We start from the raw sequence: 17949 nt of genomic DNA on the forward strand, positions 1-17949 counted from the left end.
CTATGACCTATGTATCCTTTCCGCAAGGCAAGCCGCTTGATTTCGTCGCGATCGGCCGGTTGTGCATCGACTTGAACGCCAATGAAATTCACCGGCCGATGGAAGAAACGATGACCTTCACCAAGTATGTCGGCGGCTCGCCTGCCAATATTACGATCGGAATGTCGCGTCTCGGGCTGGAGACGGCCTTCATCGGCAAGATCGCAGACGATCAGATGGGGCGGTTCATCGCCGATTACTTGCAGCGCAACCGCATCGGCACGACCAATGTCGTGACCGATACGACCGGCGCGGTAACGGGGCTGGCCTTTACGGAGATTAAAAGTCCGACCGATTGCAGTATTCTCATGTACCGCGACAATGCGGCCGATCTGCTGCTGACGCCCGGCGAGGTTTCCGAGGAGCTGATCGCACGCGCGAAGGTGCTGCTGATCTCCGGCACGGCGCTGGCGAAAAGCCCTTCCCGGGAAGCGGTGTTCCAGGCGCTGAACTACGCCAAGAAGCATGGAGCCGTCATCGTCTTCGATCTGGATTACCGTCCCTACACCTGGACGTCTCCGGAAGAGACGGCGGTCTATTACAACCTGGCCGCCGAGAAATGCGACATCCTCCTTGGCACGCGCGAGGAATTCGATATGATGGAATGCTTCGAGCATAATCCGGAGCACAGCGATCAGATTACGGCGGCCAAATGGTTCGACTACGCGGCCAAGATCGTCATTATCAAGCATGGCAAGGACGGCTCTATCGCGTATACCCGGGACGGCGAGGGACACCGGGCGAAGAGCTTCCCGGCCAAGGTCGTGAAGACGTTCGGAGCGGGAGATTCCTATGCGGCGGGCTTCCTCTATGGAGTGATGCAGGGCTGGACTCTTGAGAAAAGCATGGAATTCGGCAGCGCGGCCGCCTGCATCGTCATCTCCAGCCACAGCTGCTCCGACGCGATGCCTACAGCCGCTCAGGTCCATGATTACATCGACCGCTGCAACCGCGGAGAGATTACAGCATCCTAGACGATTCGCCTGACGCGAATCTGCAGAGCTATGAACCGATTGAGAGGGGACAATTACCATGACGCAAGTATTGAAAAATTGGGTCGGAGGCGCCTGGATCGACTCGGCCTCCACGCAAACCGAAGCGGTCGTTAATCCGGCTACGGAAGAAATCATCGCTTATGTGCCGATATCCACGAAGGAGGATGTGGACCGCGCCGTTCAGGCCGCCGCTCAAAGCTTCCAGACCTGGAGCCGCACGCCGGTTCCGCGCCGCGCGCGCATCCTGTTCAGATACCAGCAGCTGCTGGTCGAGCATTGGGAGGAGCTGGCCCGCCTCGTTACTCTTGAGAATGGCAAGAGCTATACGGAAGCGTACGGCGAAGTGCTTCGCGGCATCGAGTGTGTCGAGTTCGCGGCGGGCGCTCCGACGCTCATGATGGGCAAGCAGCTTCCGGATATCGCGACTGGCCTGGAATCCGGGATGTACCGCTACCCGGTAGGCGTAGTTGGCGGCATTACGCCGTTCAACTTCCCGATGATGGTGCCTTGCTGGATGTTCCCGCTGGCGATCGCCTGCGGCAATACGTTCGTCTTGAAGCCGTCGGAGCGCACGCCGCTGCTGGCAAACCGGCTGGCCGAACTGTTCAGCGAAGCGGGTCTGCCGGACGGCGTATTGAATGTCGTACATGGCGCCCATGACGTGGTGAACGGCATCCTCGAGCATCCGGGCATCAAGGCTGTTTCCTTCGTCGGCTCTCAGCCGGTCGCCGAATATGTGTACACCACCGCATCAGCCCATGGAAAACGGGTGCAGGCGCTGGCTGGCGCCAAAAATCACTCGATCGTCATGCCGGATGCGGACCTGGAGCTGACGGTCAAGGAACTGATCAACGCGTCCTTCGGCTCTGCCGGCGAGCGGTGCATGGCATGCTCCGTCGTCGTGGCCGTCGGCGGCATCGGCGATGCGCTGGTGGAGAAGCTGGTCGAGGCCGCCGACAAGCTGACCATCGGCAACGGCAAGGACGACGGCGTCTTCCTCGGCCCGGTCATCCGCGGCGGGCATAAGGAGCGGACGCTGACGTACATTGAGAGCGGCGAGAAGGAGGGTGCGCTGTTGCTGCGCGACGGTCGTAACGATGCGGCCGCCAGCGGAGCGGGCTACTTTGTCGGTCCCACCATCTTCGATCAGGTGAAGGACAGCATGAAAATTTGGCAGGATGAAATCTTCGCTCCGGTGCTCTCGATCGTCAGGGTGGAGACGCTGGAGGAAGCGGTGGCGCTGGCGAACCGTTCGGACTTTGCCAACGGGGCCTGCATCTTCACGGACAGCGGAAGCCACGTCCGGCAATTCCGCGAGACGATCGATGCCGGTATGCTTGGCGTCAACCTGGGCGTACCCGCGCCGATGGCATTCTTTCCTTTCTCCGGATGGAAAAAGTCGTTCTACGGCGATCTCCATGCGAACGGCACAGACGGCGTAGAGTTCTATACGCGCAAGAAAATGGTAACGGCCCGCTGGTAACGGCAGGCAGCGGTCAGGCCGCTAAGAGATCAGGCAAGAGATCAGGCCAGAGGTCAAGCTGTCAACAGGGATGGCAGAATGAAGGAGTAGAGAACATGACGCTCGTTTCCATGAAAAGCATGCTCACGAAGGCGCTGGAGGAGCGGTACGCCGTCGGGCAACTTAATCTGAATAATCTGGAGTTCACGCAGGCAATTCTCCAAGCGGCGCAGGAGGAGCAGGCGCCCGTCATTTTGGGCGTCAGCGAAGCCTATATTCCTTATATGGGCGGGCTTCCCTGCATCGCCGGGATGGTCAAGGCGCTGATCGAGCACTACGGCATTACGGTGCCCGTCGCGCTGCATCTCGATCATGGGTCTACGTTCGAGGTTTGCGTGCAGGCGCTGCATGCCGGGTTCACCTCCGTCATGATCGACGCTTCGCATCATACGCTGGAGCGGAATATCGACATCACACAGCGAGTAACGCAGATCGCGCATGTGCTGGGCGCCACGGTGGAGGCGGAGCTCGGACGGATCACCGGACGCGAGGATGATCTGGTCGTCGATGAAGCGGAAGGGATGTACGCCGTACCGGAGGAGTGCGTCCGCCTAGTGCGCGAAACCGGTATCGACTGCCTGGCTCCGGCGCTGGGCTCGGTTCATGGCCCCTACCGGGGCCAGCCGAAGCTGGGCTTCGAACGGATGGGCGAGATTCAGCGGCTGACCGGCCTGCCGCTGGTGCTTCACGGGGGCAGCGGTCTTCCGGATGAGGAGATCCAGCAGGCGATCCAGCTAGGAACCTGCAAGATCAACGTCAATACGGACAATCAGGCGGCCTGCACCGCAGCGATCCGCAGCTATCTGAATGAGCATCCGCAGACCTACGATCCGCGGCATTACTTAGTACCGGCACGTGAAGCGATCAAAGCTTCCGTGCAGGCCAAAATTCGTTTGTTCGGCAGCTCGGGCAAAGCGGGAGGAAGCGCACTATGAATCAAATAAAAATCGGAATTATCGGAGCAGGACGCATCGGCAAGATCCATGCGGACAATCTGCTGCGGCTGCCGCAGGCCAAGGTCGTCGCGGTCAGCGATCTGTTCGCCGGACCAGAGCTGGAGGCTTGGGCGGCGGAGCGGGGGATCGGGACGGTGCTGACGGACAGCGCCGAGCTGATCGCAAGACCTGATATTGACGCCGTCTTCATCTGCTCGTCGACCGACACGCATGTGCCGTTGATCAAGCAGGCGGCGAAGGCGGGCAAGCATATTTTCTGCGAGAAGCCGGTCAGCATGTCCATCGCGCAGACCGAGGAAGCGCTGGAGGCGGTTCGCGAAGCGGGCGTGAAGCTGCAGATCGGATTCAACCGGCGGTTCGACCATAATTTCAAAAGAGTGCGGGAGATTGTCGGGGAGGGCGCTATCGGCGAAACGCATATCGTGAAGATCACCTCCCGCGACCCGGGGCCGCCGCCTGCCGACTATATCAAGGTGTCGGGCGGAATCTTCATGGACATGATGATCCATGACTTCGATATGGCCCGGTTCGTATCCGGCAGCGAAGTCGAGGAGGTTTACGCGCAGGGGAATGTGCTGGTCGATCCCGTATTTGCCGAGCATGGCGATGTGGATACGGCGATTGTTACGCTGCGCTTCGCGAATGGTGCGCTCGGCGTGATCGATAACAGCCGGCAAGCGGTATACGGCTACGATCAGCGCGTCGAAGTCTTCGGCTCCAAAGGCAGTGTCGCGGTAACCAACGATCATCCGAATACGGCTGAGATCAGCACGTCCGAGGGAATCCGGAAGGATAAGCCGCTGCATTTCTTCTTGGAGCGCTACCAGGCGGCTTATGTGGAGGAAACACAGCTGTTCATCGATTGCCTGGCGCAAGGCAAGCCCCTTCCCGTAGAGGGCAACGATGCTCTGCAGGCGGAGCGCATCGCCTTGGCGGCGAAGCTGTCCAGCCGCCTGCGGCGTCCGGTGAAGCTGAGCGAGCTGCCGGAGCTGCTGTAGCCGTTACAAGCGACTACAGAGCGAGAATGTCAGAAAGCTGGACTACCCGCACTTCACTTTATCTTCCAAGCATAACTTTAGGAGGCTCATCCATGTCGAAGCTAATCGTCAAACCGGAGGCGACTCCGGATCGGGAAGGCGTCGTTCTAAGCGTCACCCCCGAATCCGCAGGCTGGACCTATGTCGGCTTTCAAGTGATAAGGCTGGAGGAAGGCCAGGAGCTGATCCGCGACACCGGCGATCAAGAGAATTGTCTCGTTCTGTTGAGCGGCAGAGCGGACGTCGCGACCAAGCATGAGGCTTGGGAGGGAATCGGCGGGCGGATGAGCGTGTTCGAGAAAATTCCGCCGTATTCGGTCTATGTACCGTCCGACGACCGCTGGAAGGTCAAGGCGCTAACCGAGGTCGAGCTTGCGGTCTGCGCCGCTCCGGGACGCGGCACTTACCCGGCGAGACTCATTGCGCCGGATCGGGTCGGCGTGGAGATGCGGGGCTACGGGAACATCGAGCGACGCATTCATAACATCCTGCCGGAGCAGGAAGCGGCTGACAGCCTGCTGGTGGTTGAGGTCTTCACCCCGAACGGCCACTGGTCCAGCTATCCGCCCCACAAGCATGACCGGGACGCGCTTCCCGAGGAATCCTTCCTGGAGGAAACGTATTACTATCACGTTCAGCCCGCGCATGGCTTTGCGCTCCAGAGGGTATATACGGACGACCGGTCGTTGGATGAGACGCTCGTTGTTGGAGACGGCCAGACGGTCTTGGTGCCGAAGGGCTATCACCCGGTCTGTGCGCCTCCCGGCTACGAGGTGTACTATCTGAATGTGATGGCGGGCCCGACCCGGACGTGGAAGTTCCATAACGACCCCGAGCATGCCTGGCTGATGACGAAGCCGTCTGATAAGTAGCCTCACGGCAGGCGGGTTGCAACCGGAACGTCTTCTCCGCATAATAGAAGGGATACCCTTCTCAGGCAAGGAAGGAAGATCGGCGGGGGGCAACGATGAAAGCAACCATCTATGATGTGGCGCGCGAAGCGGGCGTATCGATCGCGGCGGTGTCGCAGGTGATCAATGGAAAAGGGAAGATCAGCGAGGAACGGCGTCAGGAGATTTTCCTAGTCATGGAACGATTGAACTACAAGCCCAGTCTGATCGCGGCTGCCCTAACCGGCAAAAAAACGTACACGCTAGGTCTGCTTGTACCGGATATCTCCAATCCGTTTTTTGCGGAGATTGCTCATGCGGTGGAAGATCAGGCGGATAGCTTGGGATATAGCGTAGTCATCTGCAGTACGCACAATGAGGATGACCGGCTGGAGCGATACTTGACGCTGCTTCAGCAGAAGAGCGTGGACGGGATCATCATCGGGACCGGGATGGATCATGCGGAGCTGCTGGATCCCTTATTGGAGAAGTCGATCCCGATCGTATCGATCGCGCGGGAGACGACGAGCCCGCATGTGCAGACGGTGCTTGTGGGCGACCGGTTGGGGGGGCAACTGGCCGGACGGCATCTGCTCGCGCTTGGTCACACCCGGATAGGCATCATTGCCGAGCAGCTGAAGGTCAGCAGCAGCCGGGAGCGGATCGGCGGCTTCCGGGAGGCTTTAGCCGGAAGCGGCCTGGAGCTGCCCGATGCTCGGGTGAAGGCAAGCGGGAGCGATCTGCTCCGCGACGGCAAGCGCAAGGCGCTGGAGCTGCTGCAGCCGCAGTCGCAGCCGGAACGTCCGACGGCGCTGTTCTGCTGCAACGATCTGCTTGCCATCGGGGCGCTGCAGGCGGCCAAGGAGCTGGGGCTGCGAGTGCCGGAGGATGTGTCGATCGTCGGGTTCGACAATACGATCCTGGCCTCGGTTACCGACCCGCCGCTCACGACAGTCGCTCAGCCTATCGAAGCGATGGGCAAGCTGGCTGTGGAGGTGCTGGTCGGTAAACTCAACTCGACATCAGCCGGTCCGGCCCGGTCCGTTCTTGAACCTGAACTGATCATCCGCGGCTCGACGGCGGCTGTTAGTGAGTAGCTAGGCGTATGTCTACGCCAAGGAGATAAGAGTAGCGCCCCTTTGGTATTGGGGGCGCTTTTTTTTATGCGCAGTGCCCCCAAGCACGCGGCTCTTCTAACCGGTGAAAGTTCAGTCTCGGGAGAATCCTCGCGCAGCTAGGATATCCGTCCGGTCTTGTCAATTCTGGCTTCCGCTCGTATACTTGGAGCAACTATGCAAGCGGTTCACGCCTGCTGCGTCCAAGGGAGGGAGGAGATCATAATGAAATGGATCATGCGAAGCATACGGACCAAGTTGATCATCAGCTTTATTAGCGTTATCCTGCTGCCTCTCCTGCTGTCCATTTATATTTCTTACCGGAACTTCGCACACGAGCTTGAACAGAGCTATATTGTCAACAATACCGTCATATTAAAGCAGTTGAACAACCGGTTCGATGATTACTTTATCCAACTGGAGAATACAGGGCTGACCTATTATTCGGACCTGCTGTTCTCCCAGGAGTACCAGATGGCGGATCATGATTTCAGCCAGCATAATCTGAAGCTGAAAAAGCTGATGAGCCTGTATCTGGCGAACAAGGAAACCAATTCCGTCTTGTTCTATACCCCCTTAAAACAAGAGCTCTACGTGATTAATAAGGCCTTGAATACCTCCTTTCCGAAGGCGTCGGCTGTGGAAAGTAAGGGCTGGTACAGGGCTGCTGTCTCCTCTCCCAACACGCTGGTGCTAAAGCCCTCTCATCTATTACAGGGCTATCCGCCCGAATACCGGATTCAGGAGTCGTCGCAGGTATTTTCGCTCAGCCGGATGATCAGAGGATACTCCTCCGAAATCGGCGTGCTTACGATCAATTATGGAATGGATCAGCTGCAACGAATAAGCGGCACGGGTATTCTAAGTCCGGAAGAAGAAATAACCTTGCTGGATAATCAGGGGGTGATGATCTACAGCTCCAACCCTCTATTCAGCAAACTTGACGATGCGCTGTTAGCCCGGATTCAGAGCGGCCCGGAGATGGACGGCTCCTTTCATTACATGGAGCCTGATAGCCAAGAAGCCAAGCTTATGCTCTACTCCAAGTCCGGACATAACGGCAATCTGCTGCTCAAGCTAATTCCGCTGCCTATCATCCTCGCCCAAGCGGAAAAGACGAGAACAATCAATGTGTTACTTGCCCTGACGATTATCCTCATCCTGATTGTGACCACGATGTATATTTCGTTCAGACTGACGAGGTCTCTGCTTCAACTGAAGCGCCTTATGGTCAAGGCGGGAGAAGGGGACTTTCAGGCGCCGATTGCCGTTACCCAGACGGATGAGATCGGACAGATCTCGCATGCGTACAATCGGATGATTCAGCAGATTGATACGCTTATCACGGAAAAATACAAGATGAAGCTGGCGAATCAGGAATCGCAATGGAAGGCCCTGCAGGCCCAGATTAATCCCCACTTTATGTACAATACCCTGCAGACGATCTGCAGCGTGGCCCTGGATGAAGGCATCGACGAGCTGGTCAGGATGACGCAGGCGCTCTCCGACATGCTGCGCTACAGCATTAAACCGGGGGAGAGAGCGACCCTTCAGGACGAAATCGGAAATGTGACGGATTATCTGTTTATTCAAGCCTGCAGGTTTGAGGAAAAGCTTGAGTACCGGATCGAGGCACCTGCAGCGGTCCGTCACTTGCAGGTACCTAAGCTGCTGCTCCAGCCGCTGGTGGAGAACGCCATCATCCATGGTCTCGAGCCTGCGAAGCACAGGGGGAAGATCGTGCTGGAATGTTCGCTTGATCAGGGATATCTGCGGATAAGCATCAGCGATAATGGAATAGGCATCATGCCCGGCAAGCTGGCGGAGCTTCAGGCAAGTATGGATGCTCCCGATGTGCTCACACTCGACAAACGGGACAGCATCGGTATCGTCAATGTCAGGCAGAGGCTGCAGCTGATGTTTGGCGGCGAGTGTTGCATGAGGATTCATAGCCGGCCGCAGGAGGGGACGAGGATCGAAATCGCAATACCAGTGGGAATAAACTAGCGAAGCGAGGGTATGTCGGCTATGCATAGAGCGATACTGGCAGATGATGAGAGAAGGACCCGCAGCGCGATCCGTAAGCTGGGTGACTGGGAGGCTTTAGGCATTGAGATCGTGAGAGAGGTTCAGGACGGAGACGAGCTGTGGGAGGCCATGCTGGCCGAGCGGCCCGATCTCATTCTGACTGATATGCGTATGCCGGGTCTTAGCGGGGCCGAGCTGATCAAAAAACTGAGTGAGGCGCACGCTCCTGTGAGGATTATCGTGGTCAGCGGCTATGACGATTTTGCATATATGAAGCAGGCCATATCATCTCGGGTGGTCGATTATATCTTAAAGCCCGTCCATAAGGAAGCTCTGAACGAAGCTCTGAAAAACGCGGTGAAGGAAATCGACGCCAGAAAGGATACGCAGGAAGCGAGTCTAGACGTGCAACGGAGATTGAACGAAAGTCAGCCTTTGTTGAACGAGAGTATTTTCTATCAATTTTTAACCGGCTCGAAAGATAGCGAAGAGGAATTTATCCGCTGCCTGGACATCCCCGGCTTATCCGCTCAGGAGCTCCGCTTCACAGCGGTTGTGCTGATGATCGAAAATTTCCAAGAGGTGGCTGACCGTCGATATAAATCCAACCCGGACCTGCTGTTGTTCGCGATGGTCAACATGGTCGATGAACTGATCGCCGGCCAGGGAAAGTCCTTCCGAAGCCGGCATCAGGACAATGAGCTCCTGATGAACTTCTTCAAGCCACTAACCCAAGACGAGTTCGCCCTGCTGTTAGTCAACATAAGCGGAAAACTTAAGGAATTTCTGGATGTATCCATACTGAGCGGGGTAGGCGGCTCTTACACGAGTCCCACGGACGTCAAGCATTCGATGAATGAAGCCAGAGCAGCTCTATCGCAGTTGAATGCGAAGGAAGGGCAGTTCCGTATCTCCTTCTACGATAAAATGAAGCTGCACGTCCGCTCCCCGCAGATTCAAATCGGCAGCAGCGAAAGGCAGCTCGGCGCTGCGATTGATACCGCCAATATCGGATTTATCAAGCAAACCGTTACGCAGGTGTACATGGAGCTGGCGCAATCGGATTACATGAGTATTACCAACATCCGCAAGCTCAATGCCGATATGCTGTATCAGTTGGAAAGGCTGGTGGATACCGTGGAGGACAAGCCCGCCTTCATCAGCGAGCTTACCTCTCTGCGGCATAAGATCTTGCACGAGTTGAATTTGCACTTCGTCCTGGACTGCGTGCTGCAGTTTATCGAATCCCTCACCAAGTATGCGCTGAAGCAGAGAAAGGAACGTAAAGTAATCTACGACATCCGCGACTTCCTGGTTCATAACTATGCAAAGAAGCATTCCCTCAAGGAACTGTCCGATATGTTCTTTCTTAGCAAAGAATATATTTCCAAGATGTTCAAGGAAGAATTCGGTATGAATTTGTTTGAGTTTATCGCCATGCTGAAGATGGAGAAGGCTAAGCAGATGCTAAGCTCGGACGATCGGAAGCTCCGGGAAATCGTGGATGCGCTCGGGTTTAACGATGAAAGTCACTTTAGCAAGGCGTTCAAAAAGTATACCGGGCACTCGCCTCGCGCATATCGGGATCAATGGGGGGCGAATCAGCTGAATAACGAGTAAAGGGATGTATGAAAGGCCCGATCCATGACCTGGATTGGGCTATTGCTGTATGTATTTGTTCAATTCTGTACAAGTCGAGGCCAATGGCGTACATGTTTATTTACTCGGATTCCTTCTACACTATCACTTAAGGATGTCCTGCATCACAATCGATCTTCAGAGAGGGGTTTTACGATGAAAAAGAGTTTCAAAATGCTCGTGCTGGCCTCGGCCGCATGTCTCATGCTATCAGCTTGCACCACCACCCAAAAAGCCAAGGAGAATAGCGGTGGCGAGGCCCAGGCAGCCAAGCCGGTCAAGCTGAAATTTCTGACCCAGGTGGTCGATTACCCGAAGTACCAAGATCAGATTAACGAGGCGCTGCACAAGACGTATCCGAATATCACGGTGGAATTCGATCATGTGTTTGACAACTACGACTCGGTCTTAAAGACGAAGATCGCCGTAAAGGATGCGCCGGATCTGTTCAACTATGCAGGCTATCTGGCGATGAAACCGTTCGTTGATGCGGATCAGCTGCTGGACCTAACGAACGACAAGATCGAGGAGAATATCTTGCCGGGTTTCCGCGAAGGCGGCAAATACAACGGCAAAACCTATGCGGTATCCACGCAGGTGCTCGGGTATGGACTGATCTATAACAAGCAGGCTTTCAAAGAAGCCGGGATCAGCGCGCCTCCGCTCACTCTGTCCGAGCTGAAGGAGGATGTCGAGAAGCTGAAGAAGGTCGGGATTACCCCGTTTGCCTCCGGATTTAAGGATGTTTGGCTAAGCTATCACATGTTCTGGGCGATGCAGGGGGCAACCTTGGACAACTTCCCGCAGTTTTATGAGGATATGAATGCGGGCAAGGCGTCCATGAAGACGGACAGACTGGTGAAGGCCTTCGAATTGCTCGATATTTATAACGCGAATGACGGCGAGAACCCGCTGTCCAGCGACTTTGCCAACATGAGCCACCTGGTCGGGACGAAAAAGGCTGCGATGGCGATCCAGGGCGTATGGTCCTACGACGAAGCGACCAAACTGGATCAGAATGTGGAGCTGGGACTTGCCCCGATCCCGGTCTCTGAGGATCCGCAGGATGCGACGATGCTGGCCGACGGCGACGGATTTATCTTCATTTCAAAGGACACCAAGCACCCGGAAGAAGCTAAAAATTTCCTGAGGTGGATGGTATCCAAGGAAGGCGCCGAGGCTACCGTAGGCAATATTCTAAAGCAGCAATCCACTTCGGCGTCCAATCCGAAGACCGAGCTGAACGCACTCAGCGCCGATGTGGCCAAGCACATTGCCGAAGGCAAGAAGACCCGAGGCTTCGTGATCAACTTCTGGCCAAGCGGTCTTGCGGATATTATTGGCAAAGAAATTCAGGATTATATCGTCAAAGGAAAAACGAGAGATCAACTGTTCGAGAACCTGGATGCGTCATGGAAGAAGCTTTCTAAATAATTATAGAGGACGAAGCTTTCTCTGAAGGTCCGGTGGAGCCTATGGCGACCAAATTCATCGGACCTCCAGGGTCGCATAGTTGAGGAGAAAAGCCTATGGAAAGCAGCTTGAGCCGGAATGGAAAACAATTCAGATCCTTATTGCTGTTCATCGCACCTTTTTTGCTAGTGTTCACGATGTTCTTCCTGTACCCGCTCGCAAGGGGAGTGGTGCTGTCCTTCACCGATTGGAACGGTATCGAACGAACCGCTGTTTTTAACGGTCTGCAAAATTACGTAGAACTATTCACGGATGATAATCGGTTTCTTCACTCGCTCTGGATCACCTTTATCTTCACGGCCTGCACCGTCGTGGCATCCAACTTCGTTTCCCTGCTCCTCGCGGTTATGATCGAAAGCGGAGCCAGGTTCAAAAACACACTGCGCACCTTATTTTTTCTGCCTTATGTGTTCAGTCTCGTGGTGGTGGGATTCACATGGAAAATCATGTATATCGAGATCATTCCCGATATTGCTAAACTTAGCAGTCTGCTGAAGTTTTTAAATCTCGATTATATCGGTAATCCGCATCTGGCGCTATATTCGGTCATTATCATGAATATCTGGTTCGGGATCGGCTACTATCTGATCATCTATCTGGCGGGTATGCAGACGATCGACAGCAGTGTGATGGAAGCGGCTTCGATCGACGGGGCTACGGGCTGGAGAAGGTTTACGGCGATTACCGTACCCTTGCTCATGCCTTCCATTTCGATCTGTGTTTTTACCAGCATTACCAGCTCGCTGAAAATTTTCGATGCGATCTTCGTCTTGACCGGCGGGGGTCCTGGCTACTCAACGGAGTCGATAGCGCTCAATATTTATTATGAAGCCTTCGGTACGGCGAACCGGTTTGGCTATGGCATGGCCAAGTCTGTGGTGCTGGGCGTCATCGTGCTGATCATTTCGTATTTTCAACTGAGATTTTTCAAGTCCAGGGAGGTGGAAGCTTAGTGCGAAAGTCGACGCTGAGCCCCGTACTGGGGATTTTACTGCTCCTGCTGCTGGTGCTATACCTGTTCCCGGTGTATTTGATCGCATTGAATTCCTTCAAGCCGTTCCGGGATATTTTTGAATCCTTTTTGGCTTTTCCGAAAGCCCTTTACTTCGACAATTACGTTAAGGCGTGGGCATCAGCCAACTTTGCGACGGCTTTTAAAAATAACTTGATCATCACGGCTGCATCGGTGGCCGGCGTCATTCTGGTGGCCGCTTTGGCGGGCTATAAGCTTTCCAGGGACAAAAGCAGGATAAGCTGGTTTTTTTACTTGCTGTTTACCTTTCCGTTCCTGATTCCGTTCTATACGTATATGATTCCGCTCGTACAGTTGTCCAAAACCTTGCACATCACGAACAATCCGTTAGGGCTCTCTCTGATCTATATGTCGACAGGCAGCTTCGCGGTATTCCTCTTTCATGCCTTTGTCAAAAGCATCCCTCGTGAAATTGACGAATCGGCTTACATGGACGGCTGCTCCGAAGCAGGCTTGTTTTTCAAAATTATCTTCCCCTTGCTCAAGCCGGCTATCAGCAGCGTTGCGATTCTGTATGCGCTCTGGACCTGGAACGATTTTCTTCTGCCCTTCCTCGTGCTCACGGACAAAGAGTCTGCCACGATTACGATCAATGTCTATAAGCTCTTCGGCAAATTCGGAAGCGACTGGGATATCATCACAGCGAGCTTGATTCTATCCTCTCTTCCCATTGTACTGCTCTATATAGCTTTGCAGAAATATATCATCAGCGGAGTCGCGGCCGGAGCCGTGAAGGGCTAGCCGGCCCTTCCTATGCACCTGCCGCCCGCGCAAGCATACCGGGGAGTGTGAATAAGGATGTGGAGTCCTGACGATTATTTGGACAAGCTGTATACGGCAACGCTGGCAGGCAGCCTGAGTCAGACGAATAAAGCAGATCCCTTCTCCACCAGGCAGCAGAAGCTGAAAGAGGGGCTCATGGCGGCTATGGGCTCCTTCCCCACCAAGCGGGAGCCTCTGCAGCCGGAGCTGCTGGAGCGCAGCGACTACGGAGAGCTTGTTCTGGAGAAGCTGGCTTATTCCACGTACGAAGGCATGAGGGTTCCGGCGTATGCCCTGTACCCGAGGGAACGGACCGGCAAGCTTCCGGCGGTGCTGGCCAATCATGGGCACGGTATCGGGCAGCGGGCGGCTCTGGGCTTGAATCCCGACGGTACGCTCGCTGCTGATCCCGGCATACATAACCGGTTCGCGGTGGAGCTGGCGCGAAGAGGGATGTTCGTGCTCGTTCCGGAGATCATCGGATTCGGCGACCGCAGGTTGCGGGAGCACGTCGAAACAGACCCGCAGGCCTCTTCCTACAGCTGTCTGCCGATTGCGCTACAGTTGCTGATGTGTGGCATGACGATCGCTGGCTTCCGGGTGTACGAGGCCGTGCGCGCTCTTGATTACTTGGAAGAACGGGAGGAAGTCGACCGTGAGCGGATCGGGACGCTGGGCTTCTCCGGCGGAGGCCTGATTGCTTCATTAACGGCTGCGGTGGATGAGCGCATCCGCGCGGCGGTATTATGCGGCTATGCGAGCACGTATAAGGGTAGCATTTTACAACAGCCGCACTGCGTGGACAATTATGTGCCGGGGATGCTTCATCTGGCGGAGCAGCCGGAGATTATCGGCCTGTTGGCCCCACGGCCCTTGTTCATCGAAGCCGGCGAACAGGATACCGTATTTCCAGTACAGCCTGCGCGAGAGGCGATCTATCGCCTGAAGACGAAATACGCCAGCTGCGGGGCGGAGACTCAGTTTGACTTCGATGTGTTCCGGGGGGGACATGAAATATCCGGGAGAAAGTCGTTCGACTGGCTCAAGCGCAAGCTATCGTAGAAGTCGATCCGATGGCATGCCGTGCGGAGGAAGGCTGCGGCGCGGGAACCATCGGTGTGAACTATATTTTGACTTGGAGGAAGAAGCTTCATGATTGTGGCAGCGGACGGCAGCGGGGATTTTACCCGGATCCAGGATGCGATCGACCAAGTTCCGGCAGACAACCGGGAGCGGGTCATTATCCACATCAAGCCGGGGGTTTACAAAGAAAAGTTGAATATCGAGGCGTCCTATATTAGTCTTAGGGGAGAGAGCGCTTCCAGCACGATCCTGACCTATGACGATTACGCCCGAAAAACGTTCAGCAACGGGGAGCCGTACCATACCTTTAATTCGTATACGGCCTTCATTGGAGCGAATGATTTTACCGCCGAGCATCTGACCTTCGAGAACAGCGCCGGCCCCGGCGAGTCGGTCGGACAGGCCGTTGCCGCGTATGTAGACGGAGACCGGGCCAGCTTCCGACACTGTCGGTTTATCGGCCAGCAGGATACGCTATTCACAGGTCCGCTCCCCGAGGTTCCGTTCGACCGCCCGACGTTCGGCGGACCGAGGGAGGGGGCCCCGCGCGTGTACGGACGCCAATATTACGAGCATTGCTATATTGAAGGCAATGTCGATTTTATTTTTGGCTCGGCCACGGCTGTTTTCCGGCAGTGCGAGATCTTTTCGAGACAAGGGAAGCCTGGTGCAGATACTCACGGCTGGATCACGGCAGCCTCCACCCCGCAGGGTGCCCGGTACGGCTATGTTTTCCTGAACTGCCGGTTAACGGGAGATGCTCCGGCCCGAAGCGTTTACTTGGGCAGGCCGTGGAGAGCACACGCGAGGACTGTCTTTGTGGATTGCTGGATGGGCGGGCATATCAAGGCCGAGGGCTGGGACAACTGGAGCAAGCCGGAAAGCGAGCAAACGGCTTTTTATGCAGAAAGCGGCTGCTCCGGCCCGGGAGCTGAACCGGACGGACGTGTCGGTTGGTCCCGGCGGCTGACAAAGGAAGAGGCCGATAGCTATACGGCGGCTTCGATCCTGAGAGGTCCGGATAGCTGGAATCCCTCAAACGTCGAAGGAGGTAACATCTTGAGCACAGTCTGGTCTGTCGCAATGTCTGAATCCTTTATGCAGCAATATCCGCTTGTCTCCGATATGCCGTTTCAGAAACGAAGATGCTGGAATTATGAGAACGGGTGCATTCTGACGGCCTTCGAGCATATGTGGCGGACAACGGGGGACGATCGGTATCTCCGCTATATTCAGGAAAACATGGATTTATTCGTGCGCGAGGATGGCAGTATCGACACCTATTCCTTGAATGAATACAACGTGGACATGATTAATCAGGGCAAGTCCTTGTTCCTGCTGTACGAGCAGACCGGCCAGGATAAATACCGGAAGGCGGCGGAACGGCTGGTCACCCAACTGAAAGGCCATCCTCGGACCCGAGAGGGAGGGTTGTGGCATAAGAAAATTTATCCGTTCCAGATGTGGCTGGACGGCGTCTACATGACCTCGCCGTTCCTCGCCCAGTATGCGCAGGCGTACGATGAGCCGGAATGGTTCGACGATATCGCCAATGAAATTCTACTGATGGAGCGCGTATCGCGCAGCCCGCATACGGGCTTGCTGTACCATGGCTGGGACGAAAGCCGGGAGGAGCGCTGGTCCGATCCCGTCACGGGCTGCTCGCCGCACTTCTGGGGACGGGCTGTCGGCTGGTATATGATGGCTATCGTGGATGTGCTGGACTTCTTGCCGGAGGATCATTCGCAGCGCGGCCAGATCATCGGTATTTTCCATCGTCTGTCCAAAGCGATCGTGCGGGTCCAGGACGAGGAGAGCGGTCTGTGGTACCAGGTGATGGACCAAGGCAGCCGCGAAGGCAATTATCTGGAGGCCTCCGGCTCGGCCATGTTCACGTATGCACTGGCCAAAGGCGCGAATCAAGGCTATCTCGAGGGTTGGGCGCTCGATGCAGCGCTTCGCGGGCATGAAGGCTTGGTTGCCCGCTACGTGGAGAAGGACGAGGATGGCTCCCTGCATCTGAACGGCATCTGCAGCGTGGCCGGCCTTGGCAATACGCCTTACCGCGACGGCTCCTACGAATATTATATCAGCGAGCCGACCCGGCGCGACGATCCGAAAGGCTTTGCTCCATTCGTGCTGGCCTGCCTGGAGATTGAAAAGCGTCAAGGTTAATCTGGCTTCTATCTTATCCCCGCCTGGAAACAGGCGGGGGTTTTGGCGTTCAGGGGCGGAAGAGATCGGCCGGAAGGCTGTGCATGCATGGCGAAAAACCGGCCTTGTCAACGGACAGTGGCCGGTCTTCCCAGATGGAATCTAGGGCATTGCTTTCCCGCGCGCGCTTATGTACAGCGTGTACCATTCTTCGCGCGTCATCAGCTCGGCTTGCCGCCCGGCATCGGCGCATGCGCGGATTCGCCCGGCATTGGCCGTGCCGATGACCGGCTGGATCCGCGCGGGATGCCTCATGAGCCAGCCCAGCACGATGGCTTCCGGCGTTGTGTCCTTCTCCAGCGCCAGCTGTCGGACAAGTTCGGCCGTCGCCCGTACGTGCTCCTCGGCTTCCGCAGCCGGCTTGCCGGAGAAGATGCCCTTGGAGAGCGGTCCCCATGCCTGAAGCTGGATATGCTCCGTCTGGCAGTATTCCAGCAGACCTTCGCCGAAGTGAACGGCAGCTCCAGCCTTCTGATTCACGTGGATGGTCTGGTCCAGCCAATCCAGTCTGGACAGGCTCATCTCCAATTGGTTGACGACGAATGGCTCGGGGCTGGCCTGCTGCAGAAATCGAATTTGCGAGACGTTCATATTGGATACCCCGAACCTGCGCACCTTGCCCGAAGCTCTCAGCACCCGGATCGCTTCGGCCACTTCCTCCGGCTCCATCAAGGGGTCGGGACGGTGCAGGAGCAGGATGTCGAGCGTCTCGATCCCGAGCCGCTGCAGGGTGCCGTCCACGGATGCGAGGATGTGCTCCTTGGAGAAATCAAAGCGGTGCGGCATCTTGCCTTCGGCAAACCGAATCCCGCATTTGGACTGAATAACCATGAGGTCGCGCAAGCCGGGGTTGTGCTTCAGCACCTCGCCGAAGACGGCTTCCGCCTTCCCCATCCGGTAAATATCCGCATGATCGAACATCGTAATGCCTACGGAGAGAGCCGCATCGATCGCTTCCTCGGCTTTCTTCACATCGGCCGGGGTATACGGATCGTGGTTCCATTCCCCGCCTAGACTCATACATCCGAGTACAAGACGGCTTGTGTCAATTCCCCAGTGCGCAAGTGGCTGTTGTTTCATAGCGATTCCTCCTCATTCGATGCTGGGTACCTGTCTGGTACGCGAGCATGCGAACGTATTTTCCTGTTCATCATAACCGAAGAA

At 56.0% G+C, this 17949-nt stretch carries 14 protein-coding genes and 1 pseudogene; 14 read left to right on the forward strand and 1 reads right to left on the reverse strand.

Going from position 1 to position 17949, the window contains the following annotated elements:
* Positions 1 to 2: 2 nt before the first annotated feature.
* The 14 genes and pseudogenes from iolC (at position 3) to GSF01_RS30280 (ending at position 16746) form a co-directional block, all read left to right on the forward strand.
* Positions 3 to 1013, forward strand: a complete 1011-nt coding sequence (gene iolC / locus GSF01_RS01635; protein ID WP_159881260.1) for a 5-dehydro-2-deoxygluconokinase — start codon at positions 3 to 5, stop codon at positions 1011 to 1013.
* Positions 1014 to 1071: 58 nt separating this feature from the next.
* Positions 1072 to 2517 carry a CoA-acylating methylmalonate-semialdehyde dehydrogenase gene (locus tag GSF01_RS01640; protein ID WP_159881261.1) on the forward strand — a complete coding sequence of 482 codons (1446 nt, stop codon included), beginning with the start codon at positions 1072 to 1074 and terminating at the stop codon, positions 2515 to 2517.
* 95 nt (positions 2518 to 2612) lie between these two features.
* On the forward strand, positions 2613 to 3491 hold the full coding sequence (gene fba / locus GSF01_RS01645; protein WP_159881262.1) for a class II fructose-1,6-bisphosphate aldolase: 879 nt from the start codon (positions 2613 to 2615) through the stop codon (positions 3489 to 3491).
* Complete coding sequence (gene iolG / locus GSF01_RS01650) at positions 3488 to 4510, forward strand: inositol 2-dehydrogenase (RefSeq protein WP_159881263.1); 1023 nt, start codon at positions 3488 to 3490, stop codon at positions 4508 to 4510. Before fba ends, iolG begins: the two co-directional genes overlap by 4 nt.
* 92 nt (positions 4511 to 4602) lie before the next feature.
* Entirely contained in the window at positions 4603 to 5421 is an 819-nt protein-coding gene (gene iolB, locus GSF01_RS01655; protein ID WP_159881264.1) for a 5-deoxy-glucuronate isomerase, read from the forward strand.
* A 95-nt stretch (positions 5422 to 5516) separates the two neighbouring features.
* Complete coding sequence (locus tag GSF01_RS01660) at positions 5517 to 6536, forward strand: LacI family DNA-binding transcriptional regulator (RefSeq protein ID WP_159881265.1); 1020 nt, start codon at positions 5517 to 5519, stop codon at positions 6534 to 6536.
* Between the two features lie 243 nt (positions 6537 to 6779).
* Positions 6780 to 8561, forward strand: a complete 1782-nt coding sequence (locus GSF01_RS01665) for a cache domain-containing sensor histidine kinase (protein WP_159881266.1) — start codon at positions 6780 to 6782, stop codon at positions 8559 to 8561.
* 21 nt (positions 8562 to 8582) lie between these two features.
* Positions 8583 to 10202, forward strand: a complete 1620-nt coding sequence (locus GSF01_RS01670; protein ID WP_159881267.1) for a response regulator — start codon at positions 8583 to 8585, stop codon at positions 10200 to 10202.
* A 174-nt stretch (positions 10203 to 10376) separates the two neighbouring features.
* Positions 10377 to 11654, forward strand: coding sequence for an ABC transporter substrate-binding protein (locus tag GSF01_RS01675; RefSeq protein ID WP_159881268.1), 1278 nt, complete (start codon positions 10377 to 10379; stop codon positions 11652 to 11654).
* 95 nt (positions 11655 to 11749) lie between these two features.
* A complete protein-coding gene (locus GSF01_RS01680; RefSeq protein ID WP_159881269.1) occupies positions 11750 to 12646 on the forward strand; it encodes a carbohydrate ABC transporter permease in 897 nt (298 codons plus the stop codon).
* Positions 12646 to 13467, forward strand: a complete 822-nt coding sequence (locus tag GSF01_RS01685) for a carbohydrate ABC transporter permease (RefSeq protein ID WP_159881270.1) — start codon at positions 12646 to 12648, stop codon at positions 13465 to 13467. The genes GSF01_RS01680 and GSF01_RS01685 overlap by 1 nt, the downstream gene beginning before the upstream one ends.
* Before the next feature lie 57 nt (positions 13468 to 13524).
* Positions 13525 to 14550 carry an alpha/beta hydrolase family protein gene (locus tag GSF01_RS01690; protein ID WP_159881271.1) on the forward strand — a complete coding sequence of 342 codons (1026 nt, stop codon included), beginning with the start codon at positions 13525 to 13527 and terminating at the stop codon, positions 14548 to 14550.
* 90 nt (positions 14551 to 14640) lie between these two features.
* Positions 14641 to 15576: pseudogene (locus GSF01_RS30275) on the forward strand (pectinesterase family protein); the annotation flags it as partial.
* Positions 15577 to 15630: 54 nt separating this feature from the next.
* The gene (locus GSF01_RS30280) at positions 15631 to 16746 is read left to right on the forward strand and encodes a glycoside hydrolase family 88/105 protein (protein ID WP_159881310.1); all 1116 of its coding nucleotides are present in this window, start codon (positions 15631 to 15633) and stop codon (positions 16744 to 16746) included.
* Positions 16747 to 16887: 141 nt separating this feature from the next.
* Here the strand turns inward: GSF01_RS30280 and GSF01_RS01705 are convergent, their stop codons facing one another.
* Complete coding sequence (locus GSF01_RS01705) at positions 16888 to 17865, reverse strand: aldo/keto reductase (RefSeq protein WP_159881272.1); 978 nt, start codon at positions 17863 to 17865, stop codon at positions 16888 to 16890.
* Positions 17866 to 17949 lie beyond the last annotated feature (84 nt).

It is taken from the genome of Paenibacillus puerhi (genome assembly GCF_009846885.1).
In the GTDB taxonomy this organism is placed as follows: Bacteria; Bacillota; Bacilli; order Paenibacillales; family NBRC-103111; genus Paenibacillus_G; species Paenibacillus_G puerhi.

Coding starts and splice junctions, on each gene's coding strand:
- iolC (WP_159881260.1), top strand. CDS start 3: ATGACCTATGTATCCTTTCCGCAAGGCAAGCCGCTTGATTTCGTCGCG.
- GSF01_RS01640 (WP_159881261.1), top strand. CDS start 1,072: ATGACGCAAGTATTGAAAAATTGGGTCGGAGGCGCCTGGATCGACTCG.
- fba (WP_159881262.1), top strand. CDS start 2,613: ATGACGCTCGTTTCCATGAAAAGCATGCTCACGAAGGCGCTGGAGGAG.
- iolG (WP_159881263.1), top strand. CDS start 3,488: ATGAATCAAATAAAAATCGGAATTATCGGAGCAGGACGCATCGGCAAG.
- iolB (WP_159881264.1), top strand. CDS start 4,603: ATGTCGAAGCTAATCGTCAAACCGGAGGCGACTCCGGATCGGGAAGGC.
- GSF01_RS01660 (WP_159881265.1), top strand. CDS start 5,517: ATGAAAGCAACCATCTATGATGTGGCGCGCGAAGCGGGCGTATCGATC.
- GSF01_RS01665 (WP_159881266.1), top strand. CDS start 6,780: ATGAAATGGATCATGCGAAGCATACGGACCAAGTTGATCATCAGCTTT.
- GSF01_RS01670 (WP_159881267.1), top strand. CDS start 8,583: ATGCATAGAGCGATACTGGCAGATGATGAGAGAAGGACCCGCAGCGCG.
- GSF01_RS01675 (WP_159881268.1), top strand. CDS start 10,377: ATGAAAAAGAGTTTCAAAATGCTCGTGCTGGCCTCGGCCGCATGTCTC.
- GSF01_RS01680 (WP_159881269.1), top strand. CDS start 11,750: ATGGAAAGCAGCTTGAGCCGGAATGGAAAACAATTCAGATCCTTATTG.
- GSF01_RS01690 (WP_159881271.1), top strand. CDS start 13,525: ATGTGGAGTCCTGACGATTATTTGGACAAGCTGTATACGGCAACGCTG.
- GSF01_RS01705 (WP_159881272.1), bottom strand. CDS start 17,865: ATGAAACAACAGCCACTTGCGCACTGGGGAATTGACACAAGCCGTCTT.